The organism is Ruoffia sp. FAM 26254, assembly GCF_045528545.1.
In the GTDB taxonomy this organism is placed as follows: domain Bacteria; phylum Bacillota; class Bacilli; order Lactobacillales; family Aerococcaceae; genus Ruoffia; species Ruoffia halotolerans.
Map to the genome: position 1 here is coordinate 1 of NZ_JBGQQY010000003.1, position 24,910 is coordinate 24,910.

The window sequence follows — 24,910 nt, forward strand, 5'->3', positions numbered from 1 at the left end:
AATACAAATGGACTCCTTAGAGAGTACTCACCGAAAGGTGTTGATTTGACAGATGCAACTGATGAAGAGATACAAGGTTGGGCAACGAAATTAAATACACGTCCCAAAAAATGTTTGAATTGGAAAATACCTTATGAAATCTTTTATAAAACTGTGTTGCACTTAATTTGACAATTTAAGCTGCAAAAAAATGGTAACGGAATTAATGAAATATCATTACATTAACAGTTGTACATAATATTAAAAATGGTATAATTGGTACGGTTTTATCTATATTTTTAAATATTTTGAAAGGGGAATCGTTTTTTATGAACGGAAAATTCTTTAACCTAATGCAAACATTAGGTAGATCTTTCATGTTACCGATCGCTTTGTTACCGGTAGCTGGTCTATTTCTTGGTATTGGTGCAACCATTACTGGGGACGCATTTATTGCACAGTGGGGCTTAGAAAGCATTCTAGGCGAAGGTACAATCCTTAACGGGATCTTAAGTATCTTAACTGATGTTGGAGACATTATTTTTGGAAATCTGGCATTGTTATTCGCAATTGCGGTGTCGAGTAGTTTAGCTACTGCTCGTAAAGAGGTTGCGGCACTATCGGCCGTTATTGGTTACTTAGTCATGTATCAATCAATTACAAGTACGTTGGCAAACTTTGGTGACATTGAGTCGTTAAAAGAGATCAACGGTTTAGTTGGTTCAGTCTTAGGTTTTGAAGAAACATTGAATACAGGAGTATTCGGTGGGATTATTATCGGTTTAGTTGTTGCTTACTTACACAACAAATTCTACCGTGTTAAATTCCCAGATGCTTTATCATTCTTCGCGGGAACTCACTTTGTTCCAATTATCTCAACCGTTGCTGCTTTAATCGTTGGTGCAATCTTAGCCTTCGTTTGGCCATTCATCGGTGGAGGAATTGCTTGGTTAGGTGAGACAATCGCAGGATCTGGTCCAATTGGTGGGTTCTTCTACGGTTACGTATACCGTGCATTAATTCCATTCGGTTTACACCACGTGTTCTACTTACCATTCTGGCAAACAGCTATGGGTGGTTCTATTGAGGTTGCTGGTGAAGTAGTTAACGGAGCGCAAAACATTGTCTTCGCTCAATTACAAAATGGTGATGTTATTAGTCCAGGAGCGGCTAAATACTTCTCATTCGCATTCCCAATGATGTTAGTTGGTTTCCCAGCTGCAGCATTAGCAATGTACCATACAGCTAAACCTGAACGTAAAGATGATGTTAAGGGACTCTTATTCTCAAGTTCATTAACTTCGTTCGTAACAGGTATTACAGAGCCGATTGAATTCGCAATTCTATTCGCCTCACCTGTATTATACTTCGGAGTGAATGCGGTATTAGCAGGTCTATCGGTTGTTATTGTTGAATTATTAAATATCGGGGTTGGGTTTACCTTCTCTGCTGGTTTCCTAGACTTCTTCTTATACGGTATGTTACCGGGTAATGAGAGAACTAACTGGATTATCTTAGCGATTTATTCAATTATTTGGGGTCTAGTTTACTACTTCCTATTCCGCTGGGCGATTACGAAATTCGACTTAAAAACACCCGGTCGTGAAGACGATGAAGAAGAAACTCGTTTACGTAGTAAAGATGAGTATCGTGAAGAGCATGGTATTGGTCAAACGGCTAAAACAACAACCACTTCATCTACAGGTGAATTAACTGAAGATGAGTTACGCTCACAACAAATTTTAGAAGGTCTTGGTGGACAAGACAACTTAGCTAGCTTTACTAACTGTGCAACACGTCTACGTGTAACAGTTGAAGATGGTGAGCAAGTGAATCAAGCACAATTACGTCGTACAGGAGCTGCTGGAGTTACTGTAAGTGGTAAATCTGTACAAGTTATCTATGGTACTCAAGTTGGTGGAATTGCGACTGACTTAGAAGATTATATTAACCGTGTTAACAAAGGTGAAATTCAAGTCACTGAAGCTACTTCTCAAGAAGCAGAAGTAGTTGTGGATGAAGAGCCAAAAGCAACTCCAGCAAAAGAAGAAACTGAACAAACAGTTGAAGGAATCGCAAGTCCATTAACAGGTCGTGTGGTTGCTTTAACAGATGTTCCAGATGCAGCTTTTGCAAGTGAAGCATTAGGTAAAGGGGCAGCAATTGAGCCAACAATTGGTGAAGTTGTATCACCAGTTAATGGTAAAGTTGTTACTGTATTCCCAACAGGTCATGCGATTGGTTTACAAACTGAAGCTGGCGCTGAAATCTTAATTCACATCGGTCTTGATACAGTTAATTTAGATGGTAAAGGCTTCAATGTGTTAGTTGATGCAGACGAAGAAGTAACTATTGGACAAAAATTAGTTGAATTCGATATCGATCTAATTAAAGAAGCTGGTTACTCAACAATTACACCTGTTGTTGTAACAAACACAGCAAACTATAACAATGTCTCTGCTTCTGAGTTAGAAACAGTTAACGCAGGTGACGAGTTAATTACAATTGATTAATGATTGGAATTAATAACTAAAGTTTAAAAAGAAACCGCTAGTATCGGAAAAGGTACTAGCGGTTTCTTTGCCTTGTTAGGGATGATAGCGTTTAACAGGAAGAATTTAAATTCATTCATCCAGCTAAGGCAAATAACAGGAACAACTCAATCCTATTCTTCCGCTTCTATTAAATAAAGCACACTAATCAAAGGTTATAGCTTAAATATTTCAAGTATTTAAATTACTTAAGGAAGAAAGGATCGGGTCGTTATAAATTTCCAGAAGGATTCTTATGTGGTGCATCTATATCAAGTTCATAACCTGGAAAAAGCTTCATTTGGAGATATTGCTTTAACTGGAATTAATAAACAGACGGCGTTGGATATCTTGTTGGAGGAAAAAGTTGTGGCAATGGGAAGAGGCGGTGATGGCATTACAGCCATGTCTGATTAGATTACGTGGCAGGTGCTCCTGAAGATGACGATTTATATAATGCATTTAAGCAATTCGTTTTAATTTAAAAAGAGGAGTTAATGAATGTCTAAAATATGGAATTGAACCGTTAATTACTTTATCTCATTATGAAACGCCACTTCACTTAGCGCGCACTTATAATGGTTGGGCTAATCGTGATTTAATCGACTTCTATGAACGTTATGTTACAACTGTATTCAACCGTTATAAAGATAAAGTAAAATACTGGTTAACATTCAACGAGATTAACTCAGTGCTTCATACACCGTTTATGAGTGGTGGAATAAATACACCGAAAGAAGACTTATCTGAGCAGGATCTATATCAAGCAGTGCATCATGAATTAGTGGCGAGTGCCTTAGCAACTAAGATTGGTCATGAAATTAATCCAGACTTCCAGATTGGTTGTATGGTACTCGCGATGCCAGCTTATCCAATGACACCGAACCCAGAAGATGTCCTATCAGCGCGTCACTTTGAGAATAGCAATTATTTATTCTCAGATATTCACGTTCGCGGCGAATATCCTGGTTACGCTAAACGTCTCTTCAAAGAAAAAGGGATCGAGATTGAGTTTGCGGAAGGTGATGCAGAATTATTAAAGGAAAACACAGTGGATTTCATCTCCTTTAGTTACTATATGAGTACCGCTATAGCTGCTAATCCTGAAGAATATGATAGCGGCGTGGGTAACTTACTCGGTGGTGTTAACAACCCATACTTAGAAAGTTCTGAATGGGGATGGCAGATTGACCCAGTGGGATTACGCATTGTGCTAAACGACTTCTGGGATCGTTACCAAAAACCACTATTCATCGTAGAAAACGGCTTAGGTGCTAAGGATGTTTTAGTTGAAGGTGCCGACGGAGAGATGACAGTAGAAGATGATTACCGAATCGACTACCTTGAGAAACATTTACAACAAGTTGGTGAGGCAATCAAAGACGGTGTTGAGTTGATGGGTTACACAACTTGGGGTTGTATCGACTTAGTCTCAGCTTCAACAGCAGAAATGAGTAAACGTTACGGCTTCATATACGTAGACCGCAATGACGACGGATCAGGTACTTTAAACCGCTACAAGAAAAAATCATTTAACTGGTATAAAGAAGTGATTTCGACAAACGGCGAAAGTTTATACAAATAAATTGAAGAAAGCTATCTACTTTTTAGAGTAGGTGGCTTTTTTTGATGGGGAGAATACGGAAACGAAAGTTCAAAAAAATAATTCGATTGCCCGATTCCGACTAAACAATCACTTGAAAATAATTCGATTGCTCGATTCCACAATTTAAACAGCCCACCCAGTCAATCCCGCTTATTCCCAAGCAAAATCCACCAACCTTTTATGAATAATTATTCATAATTTACTAGCTAACCTTTGTAACCGTTTACGCTGAGTGGTATAATTTCTATGAAATGCATTATTGAGTAGAGGAGGAAGAAAGATGGTAAGTATTATTTTGGCGAGTCATGGAAAGTTTGCTGAAGGACTATTACAATCAGCACAGATGATTTTTGGAGAGCAGGATCAGATTAAAACTGTGACTTTTATGCCAGAGGAAGGGCCAGAAGATTTGAAAGCGAAGTTGGAGACAGCTATTTCGTCATTTAGTTCAGACGCAGAGATTTTATTCTTAGTCGACCTTTGGGGAGGGACACCGTTTAATCAAGCGAATATTTTATTTGAGGAGATGTCAGAAAGGGCTGCGATTGTGTCTGGAATGAATTTGCCGATGTTACTTGAAGCTTTAGGAACACGGATGGGAACGGAGAAAGCACACGAAGTTGCGACACACATTCTTGGTCAGGAGCAAAGTGGTATTCGCGTTCGACCCGATGAGTTAACCCCTGAGATAGAAGCGGGAGTTGTTTCTGAATCAGGCGGGGCAGCGCAATTAGAGCCAGGAACGGTGATTGGAGACGGTCAGATAAAATACGTCTTGGCGAGAGTCGATACTCGTCTATTACATGGACAAGTGGCAACTGGTTGGGTAAAAAGTGTGAATCCAACCCGAATCATTGTTGTATCAGATAAGGTGGCCAATGACGAGATGCGTAAGACGTTAATTAAACAAGCGGCGCCTCCAGGAATTCGGGCGAACGTTATTCCGATTGCTAAATTAGCAGAAATCAATGAAGATCCGCGATTTGGTGGTACAAGAGCGCTTCTATTATTTGAAACGCCACAAGATGTGTTGGAAGCAATTAATCAAGGAATTGACATTGATGAAGTGAACTTAGGATCCATGGCACATACAAAAGGAAAAGTCATGATTAATAACTCAGTTTCCGTTGACGATGATGACGTGAAGACAATTATGGAGCTAAAAGATAAAGGCGTAAAATTCGATGTACGTAAAGTGCCGGCGGATTCAGCTCAAAATCTTGAACGGCTACTTAAAAAACAAAATTTAATATAGATTAAGGAGGATTCAAAATGACAGACATTACAATAATTCAAGTTGTCCTTATTATTATAGTGGCGCTTTTTGCAGGATTTGAAAGTGTTCTGGATGAGTTCCAATTACATCAACCTATTATTACGTGTACGTTAATCGGACTTATTACAGGTAATCTAGCTGAAGGACTTTTATTAGGAGGGCAATTACAACTGATTGCCTTAGGCTGGATGAACATTGGTGCAGCGATGGCACCCGATGCTGCTTTAGCCGGTGTTGTTTCTGGGATATTAGTATTAGTCCAAGGAGCTTCAATGGGTGAGGGGATTGCGGTGGCGATTCCATTAGCAATTGCTGGGCAAGTGTTAACTATCTTTATTAGAACGGTTGCGGTAGGGTTATCTCATTATGCTGACCGTAAAGCAGAAGAAGGAGATATTAGTGGTGTAGCATCTGCGAACATCCTAGCTTTAATGTTACAAGGTTTACGTGTTGCGGTTCCGGCTGGTTTAATTTTAATGGTTTCAGCTCAAACTGTAACAGCTGCCTTAAATGCCATTCCAGATGTTATTACTGGTGGATTGAATGTTGCCGGTGGAATGATTGTTGCGGTAGGTTACGCAATGGTTATTAATATGATGGCATCGAAAAGCTCATGGCCATTTTTCTTCATGGGATTTGCTTTAGCAGCAGTTACTGAACTGAATTTAATTGCGATGGGTATTATTGGTTTAAGTATCGCTTTAGTTTACATCTCAATTGCACCACAGTTTAACGCTAATTCAGGTGGTGGCGGTGGTGGAAATTCAGTCGAAGCTGCTTTAGATGACATTTTAGAAGATTATTAGATAGGAGGGTATAAAATGACTGAAGAAGTAAGAAAAGAACGTATAACATTAACAAAAGCGGATCGGATGCGCGTGTCATGGCGAATGACTTTTATACAAGCAAGTTGGAACTTTGAGCGGATGCATAACGTTGGTTGGGTATACGCCTTAATTCCTGCGATTCGAAAATTATATACAACAAAAGAAGATAGAAGTGCTGCACTTCAACGTCACTTAGAATTCATTAATACTCATCCGTACTTACAAGCGCCAATTGCTGGGGTCGTACTTGCTTTAGAAGAAGAAAAAGCAAACGGAACAGACATTGATGACCAAGCAATTCAAGGTGTGAAAGTTGGGATGATGGGACCTCTGGCGGGAGTGGGAGACCCGGTATTCTGGGGAACATTAAGACCAGTATTAGGTGCTTTTGCGGCATCACTGGCATTATCTGAGAGTATTTTTGGACCAATTATTTTCTTCCTAGCGTGGAATATTATCCGTATCCTATTCTTATGGTACACACAAGAATTAGGTTATAGATCAGGGAATGAAATCACGAAAGACTTGAGTGGAGGTATTTTACAAAAAATCACTCAAGGGGCATCAATTCTAGGAATGTTTATTATGGGAGTGTTAGTGCCAAGATGGACAACTATGAACTTCCCCTTAGTGCTATCTCAAGTGGAAAATAGCCAGGATACAATGGTCGATTTCCAAGCATTGACGGACCAAGCGAACAGCAATGCTTTGTCCGTTGACACGATTCGGGATCTCATTTTACAAGTCCAATCAGGAGCGAACGTCGCGACTGAAACGACGATGACCTTGAATGATGTATTAAATGAACTATTACCAGGACTTATGCCACTAATTCTAACATTCGCATGTATCTGGCTACTCCGCAAGAAAGTAAGCCCAATCGCAATTATTGGAGGAATCTTTGTTCTAGGTATTGCATTATATTCTGTTGGAATTATGGGTTAATTTTAAATGTCAGTTGATTTTTTAAATGCAACGGTGGAATATACTACACGTGCCAACGCAATGTTGAATCCAATTATTCCCAAATCTGGTATATTTTTAATGGGTGAGAAGGGCATTGAGTTTCGCTCAGAAAAAGGTCCAGGCTTTATTCAAATTCCTTGGACCTCTGTTGAAAATATCTTCGTGCAAATGTTATTCGGCGGGTGTTATGTCCGCGGATTTACAATCGCGACTGATGAGGGACAATTATTTGAGTTTGTGGTCAATGATGCGAAAGATACTTTGAAATACATGCGCAAGTATCTTGAACGCGACGTTTTTCAAGCGAGTAAAAGTAATATCAGTAAAGTATTAGGCCAATTCAAGAAATAAATAAAGGAACTTGTTCTGTAGCAACTCGCTTTAAGAAGTTGTTGTAGGATAAGTTCTTTTTTGTTCATTCCACTAAAAATATCCACTCATGACGGATTATCTGTAAAATCTTTAACTTTTTACTACTCTGTCTACGATTAAAATCACAGAAATAACCTGAGTCCACGAATGAAAGGGGTATGTCTTTGAGTGCCCACGTTCATACGTCCAGTATAAATTCACAAACATGTATTCGAAAAAGATTGGAGCGCTCGATGCCACACTGGTCTACATTTACTCAAAAAAAAAGCCGAGGAGCATTGAGCCCCTCGACAATCATTTTGAATTGCTTCAAATAATCTATTATAGTCTAGTATCTTCGTCATTGGCTCGACCAGTTTCGTCATCGACTTCTAATTCTTCATGACGCGTTGTTTCCGTTACAGTTTCACGGTCAGTATGAGTTGTTTTCTCAACTTCAACTTCGTCAGTAGCTACTGTTTCTTAGTCTACAACAACTTCTTCCTCTGAAACTGGAATAACGATTTCTTCTTCTTGGAAAGCATCTCCGTCAGCAACACTTTCGGTCGTGTCCGATGGTGCTGAGTGGCGAATATGAATCTCTTCGCGCTCAACTGGAGCTTCAATCGTTTCAGTGTCTTCAACGACTTCTTTAGTAATTGACACATCACCTATGTCTTTTTTACGTACTTCAGCATGTACTTGTTCTTCATGTAGGCGAATACGTTCTGCTTCAGTATCAGTTTCTGTATCAGCGTCAGGAGCGAATTCTCCGACAGGCTCATCTTCAGCTTCGATATGAGTTTCTTCACCAACAATATGTGGTTCATAGTCGTTATCTGCAACATTCACATCGTCGTAATCATGATCTGGTTCAGTCGTTTCAGGTGTATCTTCAGACAAACCAGCTGATGTTCCTACTGCTCCAGAGAATGCTGCAGTTTCAGTATTGACTGTATCAGTTGCCGTCGTATCAGAAACATAGTCATCTGTTCTTACTTCACGTGTTTCAGTTATATTAAAGGCAGGAAGTTGACTTTCAAATTCTTGGTCAACTAACACTAATAGTTCATCGCGACTTAATGAGTCTTTGTATTGCGTTAAATCAACGTTTTCAAATTCTTCATCGTTGTCGTCATCGTCCCAGCCAAATAATTTTGCAAAGAATCCACGATTGTCTTCATGCTGCTCGTCCATCAATTCTCCGTAAGAGATAAATTCAGCTTCGCCATTATATGCATGTGCTTGCGAACCGACTAGAGCGACACTATCGCGAGGAACGCCTTGATTAATAACATGTGCCACTGCGTCTTCTGCTTCAACGACTGTTGGGTAAACCCCATAAACGTATTTCTTAACCATAAAACAACTTCCTTTCTATTTTTTAAACTGTTCTATGCATTAAGTATAAAACAAAAATGATGTAAATATAAAGTGAAACGGCTCAAGAAAGTGATATTATTTTGATTGGTAACATATCAATTTATCTATATAAAAATAATGAATAAGACGAACATACCAGAGAACACAATTATAAAATTTGGAAAAATGCAAACAAAAAACCAGCGCAAAATGCACTGGATTTCTAATATTATTATAAGCGCCAGAAACTATAACCCGCATCAGTAAAAGCCTTTTTATTTAAGATACTTTTCACATCTAAAATGATGCGTTTATCATTCGCTAAATCTTGATTAAATAGGGCAGTGATTTCTTCAAAAGAAAGAGCTTTGAATTTATCATGTCCAACAGCTAAAAGAACGGCATCAGCATCTTTAACGTCAGCTAAATCAGTTAACGTTACGCCATACTCAGCTTGAGCATCTTCTAAGCTCGCCCATGGATCTACAATTGTAGGGTTAATGTCATATTCACGGAGGCGTTTAATAATGTCATTCACTTTTGAATTACGTGTATCTGGAGTATGTTCTTTAAACGTTAAACCAAGGATAACCACGTTAGAATCAATGGGTGTTTTACCCGTACGGATTAATTCTTTAATTAATTTATCGGCAATAAATTCACCCATGCCATCATTAATTTGACGACCATTTGAAATAATTTGACTATGGTAGCCTAAGTTCTCAGCCTGATATACAAAGTAATATGGATCCACGCCAATACAGTGTCCACCGACTAGTCCAGGGGTGAAGCCGAGGGCGTTCCATTTTGTATTCATTGCATCAATAACGTCTTTAGAATCAATACCCATACGGTCAAAAGCAAGAGCTAATTCGTTCATAAAAGCAATATTAATATCGCGTTGTGAATTCTCAACCACTTTCGCAGCTTCAGCGACTTTAATACTAGGGGCTTTATGAACACCCGCTTTAACAACGATCTCATACACTTTTCCAATTTCATCTAAATACTCTGGAATCGATGATGAGACGATTTTTGTAATGGTTTCAAGTGTATGGACCTTATCTCCTGGATTGATTCGCTCAGGTGAGTATCCAACAACAAAATCAACACCATGTGTTAAACCAGACTCTTCTTCAAGAATTGAAATACAGACATCTTCAGTCACGCCAGGGTACACAGTTGACTCATAAACGACGATAGACCCTTTAGAAAGGTTTTGTCCAATCGTGCGGGTTGCACTTGTCACAGGCGTTAAATCAGGCGTTTTGTCATGATTTATCGGTGTCGGAACTGAGACGATTAAGAAACAAGCCTCTTTTAATTTAGCAGCATCATTCGTAAATTCTAAATCCGTTTCTTTAATCGCGTCATCACCAACTTCTTTAGTTGGGTCCACGCCTTCTTTATAAAGTTCGATTTTCTTAAGATTGTAATCATACCCAATTGTATCAATGTGTTTTGCGAAAGAAATTGCGATAGGCATACCAACATAACCTAAGCCGATAACCGCCAACTTCGCTTCTTTTTTTATTAATTTGTTATATATTTCCATGTGTTTCTCCTCTATTCATTATATCTTGGATATTATAACAGAAAATGTTTTGATTGTTGAGTTATCTGTCCTACTACTTAAAATTATATAAACACCACCGAACCGGTGGTAAACTAAAATCAAATTAGATATACTATATTTGTATGAGAAAGAGGAGGTTTGAATATGTCGAAAATTCGTAAAGCAGTCATTCCCGCAGCCGGTTATGGAACGGGCTTTCTGCCAGCGACAAAAGCACAACCGAAGGAATTATTACCGATTGTCGATAAACCCATTATTCAATTTATTGTTGAAGAAGCCTTTGCTTCTGGGATTGAAGAAGTTTTAATCATTACTGGTAAACATAAACGTTCAATTGAGGATCATTTCGATTCAAATCCTGAGTTAGAAGACAATTTAGAAAGCAAAGGAAAAGACGCCTTATTAAAAATTGTCAAAGATACCACAAAAGAAAACTTATTCTTTGTGCGTCAATCCTATCCAAAAGGACTAGGAGATGCTATCGGACACGCACGTGCCTTTGTTAATGATGAGCCATTTGTCGTGATGTTAGGCGACAACATAATGCACAGTGAAGTACCAGTGACGAAGCAATTGATGGATTTATATGACAAAAATAAATCAGCTAACTTAGCAGTCGTGGAAGTGCCAGACGAATTAACGTCCAAATACGGTATGATTAAAGTGGACAGCCAGGACGACAATGATGATACAGTTTACAGTGTGTCTCACTTTGTTGAAAAACCAGCAGCCGAAGAAGCGCCAAGTAACTTAGCTATCGCAGGACGTTACATTCTAACACCTGAAATTTTCGATATATTAGAAAAAATTTCACCCGGTGTCGATGACGAATTACAACTGACTGACGCCATCGATCAACTAAATAAAACGCAAAGAGTCTTTGCTAAAAAAGTTGAAGGGAAACGCTATGACGTTGGAAATAAGATTGGCTATATGAAGATGAGTCTTGAGTATGGCTTGGAGCATCCGGAAACTGCTGAAGAATTCTCAGAATACATTATTCAATTAAGTGATAAATTAGAAGCTGAGTACAGTAACGAGCAATAAATAAATAGCTAACTTTCAGACAAGAAAGTTAGCTATTTTTCTATCTAATTTTATTTCTAATAGAAGGTTTAAATAATTGTTGATGCATGTGTGCAAAAGACAAGCGAGTACGATAAGTCTCATGCTTTCGCTGAGTTGTGGATTTTAAGTAGTCGTGTATTTGATTGTATTTTATGAATTGAGCCAAATCTATCTTAGCTTTCAAACGGTCTTTGTAAGGGACGCGTGTCTTGGTGAAAATCTTGAAAGCAGGATTACCAATATAGGTTTGTAATTGAGTGGGTTCAAAGATTAAATCCTTTTCATTCATCTCGACTTGGAAATCATACCAAAAGTTTACGAGCTGAAAAGCGTAGCCGATTTGTGACATTACTAGTGATAGCCGATTGTTAAGTGAAATAGTTAGTTTTGAATAGTTAGCCAAGTCAAACATAAATTGAATCGTCTGGATTTTAACTGGATCGTCTTTTTGTGTCTGGATATGTAAATCATTTATGAATGTGATATTTACCCAGTCAGAATGTTTATTTTCAGGATTTCTTAGACGAATAAACACTTTATTTTTATTCACATATGGGAAGATAGTTCTTGGACGATTGAATGTGGACTTTAGAAATTGTGACCATCTTTGATAGTTATAACCAAATGTTGAGAAAAACTCATCTGTTAATCGGGTTGTAGACCATTTACTTTTATAAAACTGACCACTTCGGTCTATGATTAAACTTCCAAAGGTGGAGTTTAAGTGACGAATCGTCATTACATATATAATTTCTAATTGACTGAGGGCACTATGATCTAATTCAGTCGCTTTCTCCAAATAATAGTTAATAGGAAAGTCAGACTCGTTTTGAGGTAGGAAATCAATCATTTAAAAAGGTTCCTTTCGAAGTAATAAATCTTTATAAAAATAATAGATAACAAAATAAATATAGCATATTTTAATGCTTTATCAATAAAATTTATGTAAAGAATATGTAAAGTTAATGTAAATAAAAATAGACCGCTTTCAAAGTAGAATAAGATAATATTCTTATGGCATTATAATACGGGTGAATAGTAAATCCGTGGTAACTAACTTAATTCATGTTATTATAAAAGTATTAAAAAACGAAGTAAGGAGGTAAAGCTTTGGCTAGTCGTATAGCAGTTATACAATGGTATTTAGATCATGAAGGAAAAGTCACTTATGCAAATTCTAAAGAAAAGCGCTGCGGACCAGATAGTTACGATAGTGCCAGTGCTATGTTTAGCGCACTCATAGCGGGGGGGTTCTTACCTTATGGCTCGGGACTTGGTTCGATGTCTTTACTACTTCAATTAGATAATGTCTTATTACACGAAATCAAACGAAATGAAATCCAAGCTGGCGATATCTTTATCGCTGGTTTTAAGCGAAAACACCTATCTGAACATGCCTATACAGGTGTTGCTTTGGACTTTCATAATGTTATATATTGTATTGAAGATGCTGATGGCATCATTCGGACTACCAATCATGGTTGGTCCAATCGTTCAGTTAAATGGTACCGTTTAGCGGAACCGATTGATACAGATTTTAGACCGAGGAAATATATTTCAGGAAAAACAGTTTTTGTTAGATGAGTTGAACTTTTTAATGAAAATAAACGAATTATGAGAAATTTACGAATAAAAGGGATAAGAACTGTTTCTTTATAATTACAAGTTTGTAAAACGGTTGTAATTTCTTTATTGATTAGAAATTTGATGATAGAATGGTATTGAAGTGTCTTATTAGAACAAGAAGGAGCGTAGTGACATGAAATTAAATAAAATTAAAAGATTAGGAAAATCTTTACTATTATTATCCGCTATTGCGTTAGCACCAGTTTCAACGGCAATAGCTCAATCTACACACACTGTCCAAAACGGTGAGTGGCTATGGGGAATCGCAAGACAATATGGTGTCACAGCGGGCGATATTATGGCAGCAAACGGCCTAACGAGTGAGTGGATTGATGTTGGAATGACTTTATCTATTCCGGCATCAGGTAGTGGCGTAACTGACAACGGTGGTTACTATACTGGAGCTCAATCAGGTGTCCATACAGTATCAGCAGGCGAATACTTAGAAAGTATCGCTTATATGTACGGTGTGACAGTTGATCAATTAATGGCATGGAATGGCTTAACAAGTACTTGGATAGACGTTGGTGACCAACTTGTCCTTTATGGTCCTTCAAATGCAACACCAGCTTACGATTATGACTATGGCTATGATTACGGTCAAAGCTATGATAATTCGTATACAATCCAATCGGGAGACACATTATCAGGTATCGCAGCCGTTTACGGTGTGAGCGTTTCAGAATTAATGGCTATGAACGGTCTTGGAACTGACTGGCTAATCGCGGGAAATAAAATTTCAGTACCTAACGGACCGGTTGATTATCAAGCACCTCCAGCATGGACACAAGCAAATGCACAAAATGGTGCCCATATTGTTCAATCAGGTGATATCTTATCAAGTATCGCTTTAACATATGGTGTAACCGTTGACGAACTACGTGCGTGGAACGGTTTAACATCTGACTGGTTAGATGTTGGAGACGTCATTTACGTGGTGCCAACAGGTGGACCAGTTCAAACAACACCTGAGCCAACACCAGAAACACCGACAGAAACTCCAACGGATACAGAAGAATCATCACAAGAATCTGATGCTTCTAGCGAAGATGAAGAAGCAACTGATGACGAAACTGGAACAATTAACTTAGCTGATTTACCAGAAGCAGCACGTCCAGAAACACATGTTGTTCAAACAGGTGACAACGTATGGCGTATTGCTGAGCAATATAGCATTTCAGCTGACAGTTTACGTAACTGGAACAATTTAGAAGATGATAGTCTATTAGTTGGGACAGAACTATTTGTTTCTAACCCTGCATTAATTCCAGAAGTGCATGAAGTTGCGGAAGGTGAAAACCTTTATACAATCGCAATGGATTACAACACGACTGAGCAATTAATTATGGAATGGAATGAATTAGAATCAAACGAAGTCGTTGAAGGCGACATGATTGTTGTATCAGATCCACGTCCAGAAACTCATGAAGTAGAGCCTGGCCAAACTTTAGAACAAGTGGCTGAATTATACGAAATTACTTTAGAAGAATTACGTGAGTGGAACGGTATTCCTGAGACAGTAACGATTGTTAACGGTACGTTAATCGTATCAAATCCAACTGGAACAGATAATGAAACAACAAACAGTATTGAACCTGTTGAATCTGGAGAAGTGTCAGAAACTTTTGAAGAATCTACGGAGGAAGCTGCTGCGGACGAATCAACAACTGAAGAATCTGCTGAGTAATACAATGAATCATAACAACGCAAAAGCGCCAGGAAGTGTTTATCTTCCTGACGCTTTTTTGAATGTGAAATTTTTTAAGCAAAGCTTCCCCAAGCAGCATATTGACCTGCGATCGTTCCAGTAACAAAAGCAGCTGTAATATTATAGCCACCTGTATAGCCGTTAATATCTAATAACTCACCGCAGAAGAATAAGCCTTGCATGAATTTTGATTCCATTGTTTTAGGATCAACTTCTTTTGTCGACACTCCGCCACCAGTCACAAAGCCTTTTTCAATCGGTTGTGAACCCGTTGCCGTTAATGGGAAGGTTTTGACTGTCTTCCATAAAGCATCCACTTCACTGTGGACAAGCTGTTTATAAGGTTTCGTTGCATCGATATTTGCTAGAAGGCAAACAACTTCTGCCATTCGCTCCGGCATCCACTGTTTTAGAATATTTGTTAATTGCTTTTCACGCGCTTCTTCAGCAGTTTGCTTCATCTCTTCTAAAGTTTCATTTGGTGCTAAGTCAATCGATAAATGACATAACTCTTCACCCGTTGCGTGTAAGTATTGGTTCACGTGCCCACTACAACGCAGAATGGCGGGTCCTGAATAACCAAAGTGTGTAAAAATCATATCCATTTGATGATTCACAATAGCTTTTTCACCCACCGGCCCATTCCAAACTGTAACGTTCACATCGCGCAGTGACACACCGCGGAGTAATTTTTCCGAAATAATTCGATCATCGGATAAGAGGGGCGCCTCTGTTGGATATAAACGCTCAATGGAGTGGCCAGCTTTTTTTGCCCAAGCATAAGCATCTCCGGTTGCGCCCGTTTTTGGATAAGCGCGACCACCAGCAGCAAGTACAATTGAATTCGCTGTGATTGTCTCCCCAGCAACGGTCGTCAAGCCTTTTACTCGCTGTGTCTCGCGGTCATAAATTAATGAATCAACCGGATCTTTCATCCGAATTGTTACGCCTAAGTCATTGATAATATCCACTAATGTATCTAAAATCGTACGGGCACGGTCAGTCACAGGGAACATGCGTCCATGATCTTCCTCTTTTAATTCCACACCTGCTTGATTGAAGAATGCGATAATATCTTCCTGATCAAACTGATTTAAAGCACTATATAAAAATTTGCCATTCCCAGGAATGTGTGTGATTAGATCCTCACGCGTCGTCCGGTTCGTAACATTACAACGACCGCCGCCGGATAAAAGCAATTTTCGTCCTAATTTAGGATTTTTCTCGATTAATAAAGTGCGTGCCCCTTGTTGAGCAGCGTTAATAGTTGCCATTAAACCGCTTGATCCGCCCCCAATAACGATTACATCATAATCTGTCATATGTCCACCTACTTCTATATATTTCTTGGTCATTATAACAGAAAATATTTATTAAAGTTCGATTTGTGCAAAATTTAAGCGTGTGCGTTTCTCAAGAGTTTTAGTAAATTGATAACTGATTTCAAAATCAACCATCCCGTGAATTAACGTTCCTAGCCCCACTAGGATGATTAAAATAAATATAAAATTATCTGACGTTGCGTTCACGCCAGCTGCAGTTAAGAGATAAACCACAATCACTTCGGCGATTGCATGAATTAAATTTACAAAGAAACTAAAGAGCGTTCGTGACTTTACGTTTACTAAAGTGTTAGATAGTTTCTTCAAATATAGCGCACCGACTGTCGCGAAAACGATATGCGAAAGGGCACGAAGAACAATCGTGATCGGGAAGCCAGCTGCAACGAAACCTAAAGTAGTCCCAACAGCAACAATGGCCGCAATCTTAGGTGATCGAAACATAGCCATAACAATTGGGATATGACTTCCAAGTGTGTATGAAGCAGGACCTAAAATAATTTTTATAGGCATAATCATAGGAATTAAAATACCCAGTGCCGTTAATAAACTTGCAATCACTAAATCGCGGGTGTTTTGTCTTTGTTGTGTCATGATGATTCTCCTCGGAAAGTTTTTCGTCAGTATATCGTAACGGGACGCCAGGTGTCAAGACACCTGTAAAGTGCTAGAGGTGATTCAAATACCTCTTTGAATCGAAGAACTTTATTTTCTTATTAGAGAAGGGTATACTTTATATAGAAAAGGAGTGATGTTCATGCCACAATTAGCTTATGAACCATTAACGGAGCCGACTTTAACATGCGAAAAAGTATTTTCAGTTCAACCTATTTTTTCCAAAAAACAAATTCAAAAGTTTTACGATCAGGCGTCAATTAGTCACGTAGCTATTGGACATGTCATCTCACTAGATGAAGAACAAATTATTCTATTAACTTCAGATGAACCCGAAGAGAATCCAACAGTGACCCAACATTTACTTGAAGATTTACAATTTGAATTAGGGAAGCTAGTGAAACGTGAACCATCATCCGACATTGTAAAAAGACAGCAAAGACTAATTAATAAATACGATCGAATTATTGATGCGATTGAAGCTTTACCAGAAACAAGCGACGAAATCGTTGATCGTGATTTAATTGCTGAAAAATTATCATGTTAATAAGCGGATAAAAACTAAGCAAAAGGAGCGATATATATATAAATGGAACAATTAACTTATGAGGGACAAGCGAATTCAAATTTAGCTTGTGAACTTGGCTTTCAAAAGAGAAATGTTAAATCAAAAGCACAACTACAAAATTTTTATGACCAAATTTCTAGAAACAATTCGGCAGCAGGACATATCCTTGGCCTAGGTACAGACCAAGTCATGTTAATGATTGAAGATGCACCAGAAGGCGAAGCTACAGTATGCCAACATTTATTAGAAGATTTACAAAGAGAATTACAAAAGCAAGTTGACCGTGAACCAACCGTGAGTGGTGTCAAAAGACAACAACGTTTAATTAACCGCTATGCAAATATTTTAGAAGCGATTGAAGCTCTGCCAGAAACGAGTGAAGACGCAGAATTTGAAGAATTAACCGTTTCAAGTGTTCACGATTAGACAAAAAAACCGCCTCAAGGCGGTTTTTAATTTTCCGAAAGTAAGATACCAGCAGCTTTCAAACTCGCTTTAATTTGCTCGAATTCTTTAATTGAAGGGGTTGTAATGGTATGGATATGAATTCCATTCGTTAAAGTACTCAACATTTCACCTTCATGCTGCGTCATTTGCTGAACAAATTCTTGAATGTCATCATCCGTATTTATTTGAAGTGACGCCTTTAAGACACCATAAATAGGATGCTCTACTTCAACATCTTCAATGGCTCCACCTGCGTCAACAATAATTTGAAGTTCTTCCTCTGCTTGCTCAGCAGAATGAAGGCAGGCTAATTTACCGCGGTAACGGCCAGATGCAGCTGCTTTCATCGCTGAAGCAAGAAGGTAACCTTGATTGGTCGCAATAATTTCGATATTTCGAGCCCGTAGCAGGGCAATATCCCCTACAATAATTTGTCTACTTACTGCAAATTTACTTGCCAACTCTGTTGCCTTTATCGGCGCCGGTGCTTCTTCCAGTATTGATACGATTTCGTCACGTCTATCCATTGCTTTCATAAGCCTTCCTCCAATCAAATATTTAATTGTAGTATACCACATAGAATATTTAAAATAATTAACGGAACTTGCTTGACTAATTGAAGTGTTTCATAGTACAATAACTGACGGTATTGTTTACCACCACTATAGAGCCCCGGAAACTCAATAGTAATGTAAACAACTAGTTTTATAAATGGAGGAAAATAACGTGCGTCAAACATATATGGCTAAAAAAAATGAAACTGAACGCAACTGGGTAGTTGTTGATGCAACTGATATCCCATTAGGGCGTCTATCAACTGTAGTGGCTTCAATCTTACGTGGTAAAAACAAACCAACTTATACACCACATGTAGATACTGGAGATTTCGTAATCGTAATCAATGCTGAAAAAGTTGCATTAACAGGTAAGAAAGCATCTGACAAAATGTATCACCGTCACACTGGTCACCCAGGTGGATTAAAATCTACTACTGCTGGTGATTTACGTGAAAACAAACCTGAGCGTTTAATCGAATTATCTGTAAAAGGTATGATTCCTGATAACCGTTTAGGACGCAAACAATTAACTAAATTACACGTCTACCGTGGTGCTGAGCATGGACATGCTGCTCAACAACCAGAAGTATTAGACATCACAAACTTAATTTAAGGAGGGAAAATTTAAATGGCTAAAGCAGAATATTTAGGTACAGGTCGTCGTAAAAACGCGTCAGCTCGTGTACGTTTAGTGCCAGGAACTGGTGTGTTCAACATTAACAACAAATCACTTGAAGAATACATCCCATTCCCTCACTTACACGAAGTAATGAAACAACCATTTGCAGCTACAGAAACATTAGGTAGCTACGACGTTTTAGTAAACGTTCATGGTGGTGGAGTTTCAGGTCAAGCAGGAGCAATCCGTCACGGTATCGCTCGTGCATTATTAAATGTTGATCCTGACTTCCGTCCAACATTAAAATCAGCAGGTCTACTGACTCGTGACCCACGTATGGTTGAACGTAAAAAAGCAGGACGTAAAAAAGCACGTAAGAGTGCACAATTCTCAAAACGTTAATATTTATATATTATATGTTCAAGACATCTTCCTATTGGAGGGTGTCTTTTTTTGCGGAAATATAGATCTGTGTCCTTGAGAAATCCTCAGGGACACAAAAGTAGTCAAGCGTGCGCTTGAGAAACTCTCAGGGACACAAAAGCAGTCAAACGTGCGCTTGAGAAACTCTCAGGGACACAAAAGCAGTCAAACGTGCGCTTGAGAAATCCTCAGGGACACAAAAGTGCCCAAACATGTCCTTGAGAAACTCTCAAGGACACAAATCAGCTCAAACGTGCGCTTGAGAAACTCTCAAGAACACAAAACTACTTAACTATTTTATCTTTGTAACGATATATCTTATTAGGTTGGTAATACTCAATGAGTTTACGTGGGTTTTGGTAACCTCTACCGTATTTTGTAAAGTTTCGGCGAAGACAGCTAGTCAAAAACGACTTATTAAATAGTCCATCAAAATACTCAGTTAACTCAGACAAATAAATATCCTTATGGTGATACAAAACACCATATTTACAAATTTCTTCAACTGAAAACTTCTCTTTTGAAAAAGAGCTACCACAAGAGCAAAGGAAATGTCTATTTCCATTATCGAATTCGCGTGATTGGCAAACAGGACATTTCCAACCGTGATGCACCAACTTTTTATCCAATATTGGTGGCAAGTAGGGAGACTCTAAATCATTTTTCAAAAAAGCATTAATAATTTGTTTTGATTTATGTGAGCTAGGCTGAATTTGGATATTACGAAGGTAATTCCGTATTTCATTTGGCATCATGCATTTGATCTCAGTATTTGGTACACCACTTAAACTAGCATGTTGATTTATAAATATTAAATTTCCATTTATCTGAACTTCAGGCAAATTATCCCGATATAACCACTCTTTAATAAAGCGGACATGTTCCTGCGCTTTGGATAAGGGGTTGCGAAGTACTTCATTATTATTGACGGAAAATTTATCGTTTTCAAAATGCAGCGACCCTTCAAAATTCTTGATATCAATAAGTTCAATTGTTTTGTGATTAAAGATAACAAAATCAATTTGATGGTATTGATCAAATACATTAAACCAAAAGTCTTTGAATACATATGCATCTTTGTGCAAATATTTAGGAATCCAATCGTTTTTAAACTGTCCTTCACCAATATTGCCTAATAAACCGATGTGTAATTTATATTTTTCTGAAGCATCTAACTGATTAAATTCATTCATAACCATAAGCCATTGTGTTTGTAATGTTTTCATAAATAGTTACACCTCCATATATATATACAAAATTTTTGCCTGATTCCATTAATTTATTTTTCGATTTATAAAAAATGTTTAACGAAATAAAGGACTAATACTCGTTATGTGTTAGAATTAATACAACTGTGTTAGGCAAAGGGAGAGTAGCTTTATTTGCTAGACCAATCAATAAAAGTTCTATAAATATTGGATAGAAGCAATCTTGAATGAGTACACCACATTAGAATCATTGAACTGGAGATAATTATGTCAAATATTATGTTAGTGAAATTACAAGAGAAACATTTTGAAAACTATTTAAATTTGAACTTGAAAACAAAGGTTATTTTGAAGAAATGGTTCCGAGCCGTGGGGATGATTATTATAACTTAGAAACATTTATACAAAGAAACAAAGCTTTAATCGACGAACAAGATCAAGGTTTATCTTATTTTTATTTAATTATGAATCAAGAAGGTGTAGTTCTTGGAAGAATGAATTTAGTGGATATCGAACAACCAAAGAGGCGTGGTCATGTCGGCTATAGAGTGGGGAAAGCATATACTGAAAAAGGAATTGCTAACAAGGCGTTGAAGATATTATTAGATACCACAAATCAGTTAGGTATTCGACAGATATCAGCGAAGACTACTACAAATAACATAGCATCACGAAAAACATTAGAGAAAAATGAATTTCAATATATTGAAACAGCAGGTGATGAATTTAAAATGAATGGACACTTATTATCGTTTGTTTATTATAGGTGGGAGAAATCATAGATAACTTACCGTGTAAGAAGTTAGTAATCATGTCTTAATCGCGGATAGAAGTTATTGTCTGTAATATTAATTCACATCAAAATAGTTTAAGCAGAATAGACCATCACTGCTGAACGAGGTAAAGGAAGTGTGTCAATGAAGGATTTTTACACAGCATTATCATATATAAATGAAAAGATTTATAAACCAAATGGCATTGCGATTTCATCAATCCAAGAAGAGAAACAAAATGCTAAGTACGGAGCAGGTATCTTTAAAGTATCATCAACATCAGTCCGTTTTAGAGTCGCAAATATTACACCAACAAAAGTAGGACAATTTGTTGCCATTTGGGAAAAAGATGATAATAATAAAAACCAACCTTATAAATACTCAGCGGCACCTGATTTATTAGTTGTTACGGTATTTAAAAGTGATAATGAATTTGGCCAATTCATTTTACCAAAAGAAGAGCTTTTCAGACAAAGCATCCTCATTTCAAGCTCTACAAAAGGGAAAATGGCATTAAGAGTTTACCCTAGTTGGGATATACCGACTAGCAATCAAGCGACAAAAACACAGGAATGGCAGCTACCTTATTTCGTTGATATGAGCGACCCAGGTAAATTAGATATTGAAAAATTGATGAGACTGTATTCCGTTTAAATAAAAAGTTGTTACTTGACAATTTATCAGGTAAAATGATTCATTGTGAAAATAGACAGAGGTCAGTGGCGTCACGAGATGAGTTCTGCGAATGAAACAACAAACTATAAACCCTTAATATAAACAGAGTGTGTAGAAGAAAAGATGAAGGCGGTGGAAGAATGAATTCAAAAGAGAAAATGTTAGAGATTATTAAAAAGAAACAGGTTGGTGGCGGAAGATCTAAAAAAATGGCCGAGCCAAAAAATAATATAAAAAACATGCGTAAAGGGCCAAAGATATTTAATAAGTAAGCTAAATATCCCTGTCACGTGCAGAAAGATACCTCTTATAGATTAGGAAGGTATTTTTTTATGCGAAAAATGACGTGAAGTTGAGGGTGGAAAAGAAATAACCTAAACCATTATTGAATATGCTACAATAAAGTTGAATGAAATGATAGCGGTTTCTAGGAGGAAGTATGAATGGGAGAACATGAAGTGATTGAGCAAGATAAAAGCAAATTTATAGACTCATTAACAGTTCACTTGAGCAAGTTAAGTCGAAAGATGTTGAAAATTGATACACGAGAAGAAGTATTAAAGTATATAACGGATTCATTCTTGAATGTTTTCAATTGCGATGTTGTCGCAATTGGAATAATCGAAGGAGATCAATTAGTAATGAACTCGAGTGGAGAAGAATCTTCTAAGCTCGATGTATTATTTCCATTTCCAGCTAAAGATATTAATCCATTATTATTAGAAGGAAGTATGACAAAAGAAAATGATTTATTAGCACACGACTCGGTATTAAGAAATTATTTTGACGACAACAATTTTTCAACGTGGTTTACAATGCCAATCTCAGATGAAGATATAGCTCACGGTCTCGTTATTGTAGGATACCAAGAAGATACGATACTATATGATGAGATGCGAAGTCATTTTGATGAATTAGGTGAGTATGTAGCGATTGTATTAGATTTGATTAATCGAAACAAACATAAAAGAAAATCAATGTTTGATATGCACCTAATAGCTAATCAAAAGGATCATGATACAACAGTGGATGAACTTGTATCGATTGTTACAGGATTTAGTGGAAGGGAATCACAGTCAAATTCTGCAGCTATTTATCTCTTTAATGAAGAAAAGAACAGTTTAATTATGCAACCAGCAACTTATGGATATGTAAAGAAAGATAGTATTATCGAATTAACCGAAGATAATTTATTGAATACATACTTTCCAAACGTAGAGCGAGTGGGTCACCATTCAATAACGGTTCCTTTAACCGTAGATATGGAATTAATTGGCGTTTTATATGCTGAGAAAGACTCAGAGCACATCTATACTGGCTATGATTTAGATCAATTAGAAATATTTGGAAATTACTTTTCAGTTAACTATGAAAATATGCAACTGATTAATAAAGAGAAAGAACAGAAGAAAGCATTAGAGAATATGCTTAAGGTTCAACAAGAAATGATGAAATTTACAATAAAATCAGATGGCTTTACAGAAATGAATGAGAAGTTAGGGGAACTACTTAATAGTAGTATCATCTTATATGATCGCTTTTTCAATGTGATAGATTTTTACTTACACGATGATGATGTATTTTCAAAGCAAGAAGTTAAAGAAGCTGGAATGTACGCTAGAAAGAATCGCACATTAAAACAAGTGACGTTTGATTTTGTTATTAATGAAGATTATATTTTTGATGGTATGCCAATATCTGATGGTAAAGAAATACATGCTTATATTGGAATTGCTTTGCCAGATAATTTTGACATGGAACTCCTAGCCTTGACTATTAATATGATTAAAAACGTATATTCATTACAATTTACAAAACAAAAAATTGCAATCAATGCTCAAGAACAAATAAAAGGATCATTTGTAGAGCGTTTGTTGTACAAATCTATTGAGGATGTACAGGACATTTTAGAATATGCCAATTTATTTAACTGGGATTTGTATATGCCTCATAGAATTTCAATCTTAAGAATAAGCTTACCAGAGTATTCAGCTCAGAATATCATTGAAGAAAAGGCAAAAACCAATAAACATATTGATCTTATGCGTGTATTGATTACAAATTATAATAGTAAGGTCATTACAGCAGTTATCGAGGATCAATTAGTGATTTTTACGCCCGTAACTAAAGTAATTTCGAAAAACTACTGGGAGAATCAATACAATTACTTGAAGCGTTCTATAGAAGAAAATGGATATGCGATAGACTTTGTCATTGGAATCGGTGGGGTTGCTGAAATACCAAGTCAATATTATGAAAATTATCAAAAAGCCCAACAAGTGACGAATATTTTACTAAAATCTGAATTTGAACAACCATATGCTTTTTTTGACCAAATGGGATCTTACACAATACTTAATTGGGTCAAGGAGAATCCAGCGTCTGAGTTGTTTGTTAATAATTATCTAAAAAAGTTATATGAATTATCAGATAATCAACAAGTTGATTTGTTCGACACATTGAAAGTCTTTTTAGCGAATAATGGTAATGTGAGTGCGACAGCTAGTGAATTATACATTCATAGGAGTTCGTTAAATTACCGCCTAGAAAAGATTCAAGGAATTTTAGATCTTGAACTTGATAATTTCGATGAACGATTTAATCTTGTCTTAGCATATAAATTATATGAACTTCATGGAAATGATATTTTTAAATAAGATGATTATAGAATAAGCTTTGCTTTAATAGCGAAGCTTTTTTGTATCTCTTTGACCTTTTTGAAAACGTTTTCCTACAAAGTGTTCAAAAATCAAAATTTTTTTCCGCATAACCTACAATGATACCGCTTTCAGTTAAAGGTATTATATGA

General features: G+C 37.1%; 24 protein-coding genes and 2 pseudogenes. 19 read left to right on the plus strand and 7 right to left on the minus strand.

The window, feature by feature from the left end:
- The 8 genes and pseudogenes from ACEN3Z_RS01375 to ACEN3Z_RS01410 all read left to right on the plus strand — a co-directional run.
- A pseudogene (locus ACEN3Z_RS01375) lies at positions 1 to 171 on the plus strand (IS30 family transposase); the annotation flags it as partial.
- Positions 172 to 308: 137 nt separating this feature from the next.
- The gene (locus ACEN3Z_RS01380) at positions 309 to 2,492 is read left to right on the plus strand and encodes a glucose PTS transporter subunit IIA (RefSeq protein WP_407089272.1); all 2,184 of its coding nucleotides are present in this window, start codon (positions 309 to 311) and stop codon (positions 2,490 to 2,492) included.
- A gap of 276 nt (positions 2,493 to 2,768) precedes the next feature.
- Complete coding sequence (locus ACEN3Z_RS01385; protein WP_407089273.1) at positions 2,769 to 2,927, plus strand: hypothetical protein; 159 nt, start codon at positions 2,769 to 2,771, stop codon at positions 2,925 to 2,927.
- A 79-nt stretch (positions 2,928 to 3,006) separates the two neighbouring features.
- A pseudogene (locus ACEN3Z_RS01390) lies at positions 3,007 to 4,095 on the plus strand (glycoside hydrolase family 1 protein); the annotation flags it as partial.
- A 301-nt stretch (positions 4,096 to 4,396) separates the two neighbouring features.
- Positions 4,397 to 5,371, plus strand: a complete 975-nt coding sequence (locus ACEN3Z_RS01395) for a mannose/fructose/sorbose PTS transporter subunit IIA (RefSeq protein WP_407089274.1) — start codon at positions 4,397 to 4,399, stop codon at positions 5,369 to 5,371.
- Positions 5,372 to 5,388: 17 nt separating this feature from the next.
- Positions 5,389 to 6,198, plus strand: a complete 810-nt coding sequence (locus ACEN3Z_RS01400; protein ID WP_407089275.1) for a mannose/fructose/sorbose family PTS transporter subunit IIC — start codon at positions 5,389 to 5,391, stop codon at positions 6,196 to 6,198.
- Between the two features lie 15 nt (positions 6,199 to 6,213).
- Positions 6,214 to 7,164 (plus strand): PTS system mannose/fructose/sorbose family transporter subunit IID, encoded by a 951-nt coding sequence (locus tag ACEN3Z_RS01405; protein ID WP_407089277.1) that lies wholly within the window; start codon positions 6,214 to 6,216, stop codon positions 7,162 to 7,164.
- A 6-nt stretch (positions 7,165 to 7,170) separates the two neighbouring features.
- A complete protein-coding gene (locus tag ACEN3Z_RS01410) occupies positions 7,171 to 7,536 on the plus strand; it encodes a DUF956 family protein (protein ID WP_407089278.1) in 366 nt (121 codons plus the stop codon).
- A gap of 483 nt (positions 7,537 to 8,019) precedes the next feature.
- Here ACEN3Z_RS01410 and ACEN3Z_RS01415 read toward each other — a convergent pair whose 3' ends face one another.
- Together ACEN3Z_RS01415 and ACEN3Z_RS01420 are read right to left on the minus strand one after the other, a co-directional pair.
- Positions 8,020 to 8,898: a YsnF/AvaK domain-containing protein gene (locus tag ACEN3Z_RS01415; protein ID WP_407089279.1), complete on the minus strand. Its 879-nt coding sequence runs from the start codon at positions 8,896 to 8,898 to the stop codon at positions 8,020 to 8,022.
- A 232-nt stretch (positions 8,899 to 9,130) separates the two neighbouring features.
- Complete coding sequence (locus ACEN3Z_RS01420) at positions 9,131 to 10,453, minus strand: nucleotide sugar dehydrogenase (RefSeq protein WP_407089280.1); 1,323 nt, start codon at positions 10,451 to 10,453, stop codon at positions 9,131 to 9,133.
- A gap of 165 nt (positions 10,454 to 10,618) precedes the next feature.
- Here ACEN3Z_RS01420 and galU point away from each other — a divergent pair, with 165 nt between their 5' ends.
- Positions 10,619 to 11,521 (plus strand): UTP--glucose-1-phosphate uridylyltransferase GalU, encoded by a 903-nt coding sequence (gene galU, locus ACEN3Z_RS01425; protein ID WP_407089281.1) that lies wholly within the window; start codon positions 10,619 to 10,621, stop codon positions 11,519 to 11,521.
- Between the two features lie 40 nt (positions 11,522 to 11,561).
- On the opposite strand, the gene ACEN3Z_RS01430 is transcribed toward galU, so the two are convergent.
- On the minus strand, positions 11,562 to 12,392 hold the full coding sequence (locus ACEN3Z_RS01430) for a hypothetical protein (protein WP_407089282.1): 831 nt from the start codon (positions 12,390 to 12,392) through the stop codon (positions 11,562 to 11,564).
- A gap of 260 nt (positions 12,393 to 12,652) precedes the next feature.
- On the opposite strand from ACEN3Z_RS01430, the gene ACEN3Z_RS01435 reads away from it, so the two are divergent.
- Entirely contained in the window at positions 12,653 to 13,126 is a 474-nt protein-coding gene (locus tag ACEN3Z_RS01435) for a peptidoglycan amidohydrolase family protein (RefSeq protein ID WP_407089283.1), read from the plus strand.
- 175 nt (positions 13,127 to 13,301) lie between these two features.
- Positions 13,302 to 14,855, plus strand: a complete 1,554-nt coding sequence (locus tag ACEN3Z_RS01440; protein WP_407089285.1) for a LysM peptidoglycan-binding domain-containing protein — start codon at positions 13,302 to 13,304, stop codon at positions 14,853 to 14,855.
- 74 nt (positions 14,856 to 14,929) lie between these two features.
- Here the strand turns inward: ACEN3Z_RS01440 and ACEN3Z_RS01445 are convergent, their stop codons facing one another.
- Complete coding sequence (locus tag ACEN3Z_RS01445) at positions 14,930 to 16,198, minus strand: NAD(P)/FAD-dependent oxidoreductase (RefSeq protein WP_407089286.1); 1,269 nt, start codon at positions 16,196 to 16,198, stop codon at positions 14,930 to 14,932.
- Positions 16,199 to 16,249: 51 nt separating this feature from the next.
- Positions 16,250 to 16,810, minus strand: coding sequence for an ECF transporter S component (locus ACEN3Z_RS01450; protein ID WP_407089287.1), 561 nt, complete (start codon positions 16,808 to 16,810; stop codon positions 16,250 to 16,252).
- 163 nt (positions 16,811 to 16,973) lie between these two features.
- Between ACEN3Z_RS01450 and ACEN3Z_RS01455 the strand changes: the two genes are divergently transcribed.
- Entirely contained in the window at positions 16,974 to 17,378 is a 405-nt protein-coding gene (locus ACEN3Z_RS01455; RefSeq protein WP_407089288.1) for a hypothetical protein, read from the plus strand.
- 42 nt (positions 17,379 to 17,420) lie between these two features.
- Positions 17,421 to 17,825: a hypothetical protein gene (locus ACEN3Z_RS01460; RefSeq protein ID WP_407089289.1), complete on the plus strand. Its 405-nt coding sequence runs from the start codon at positions 17,421 to 17,423 to the stop codon at positions 17,823 to 17,825.
- A 26-nt stretch (positions 17,826 to 17,851) separates the two neighbouring features.
- Here the strand turns inward: ACEN3Z_RS01460 and ACEN3Z_RS01465 are convergent, their stop codons facing one another.
- Positions 17,852 to 18,382, minus strand: a complete 531-nt coding sequence (locus ACEN3Z_RS01465; protein WP_407089290.1) for a transcription repressor NadR — start codon at positions 18,380 to 18,382, stop codon at positions 17,852 to 17,854.
- Positions 18,383 to 18,572: 190 nt separating this feature from the next.
- Between ACEN3Z_RS01465 and rplM the strand changes: the two genes are divergently transcribed.
- Both rplM and rpsI read left to right on the plus strand, forming a co-directional pair.
- Entirely contained in the window at positions 18,573 to 19,016 is a 444-nt protein-coding gene (gene rplM / locus ACEN3Z_RS01470; protein WP_138405552.1) for a 50S ribosomal protein L13, read from the plus strand.
- Between the two features lie 15 nt (positions 19,017 to 19,031).
- Positions 19,032 to 19,424 carry a 30S ribosomal protein S9 gene (gene rpsI / locus ACEN3Z_RS01475; RefSeq protein WP_138405553.1) on the plus strand — a complete coding sequence of 131 codons (393 nt, stop codon included), beginning with the start codon at positions 19,032 to 19,034 and terminating at the stop codon, positions 19,422 to 19,424.
- A 305-nt stretch (positions 19,425 to 19,729) separates the two neighbouring features.
- Here the strand turns inward: rpsI and ACEN3Z_RS01480 are convergent, their stop codons facing one another.
- Positions 19,730 to 20,671, minus strand: a complete 942-nt coding sequence (locus ACEN3Z_RS01480; RefSeq protein ID WP_407089292.1) for a nuclease-related domain-containing protein — start codon at positions 20,669 to 20,671, stop codon at positions 19,730 to 19,732.
- 338 nt (positions 20,672 to 21,009) lie between these two features.
- Here ACEN3Z_RS01480 and ACEN3Z_RS01485 point away from each other — a divergent pair, with 338 nt between their 5' ends.
- The 4 genes from ACEN3Z_RS01485 to ACEN3Z_RS01500 all read left to right on the plus strand — a co-directional run bounded on the left by ACEN3Z_RS01485 (position 21,010) and on the right by ACEN3Z_RS01500 (position 24,758).
- The gene (locus tag ACEN3Z_RS01485; RefSeq protein ID WP_407089293.1) at positions 21,010 to 21,435 is read left to right on the plus strand and encodes a GNAT family N-acetyltransferase; all 426 of its coding nucleotides are present in this window, start codon (positions 21,010 to 21,012) and stop codon (positions 21,433 to 21,435) included.
- 135 nt (positions 21,436 to 21,570) lie between these two features.
- Positions 21,571 to 22,080, plus strand: coding sequence for a MepB family protein (locus tag ACEN3Z_RS01490; protein ID WP_407089294.1), 510 nt, complete (start codon positions 21,571 to 21,573; stop codon positions 22,078 to 22,080).
- Positions 22,081 to 22,241: 161 nt separating this feature from the next.
- Entirely contained in the window at positions 22,242 to 22,373 is a 132-nt protein-coding gene (locus ACEN3Z_RS01495; protein ID WP_268951509.1) for a hypothetical protein, read from the plus strand.
- Between the two features lie 171 nt (positions 22,374 to 22,544).
- Entirely contained in the window at positions 22,545 to 24,758 is a 2,214-nt protein-coding gene (locus tag ACEN3Z_RS01500; protein WP_407089295.1) for a helix-turn-helix domain-containing protein, read from the plus strand.
- Positions 24,759 to 24,910: the final 152 nt, after the last annotated feature.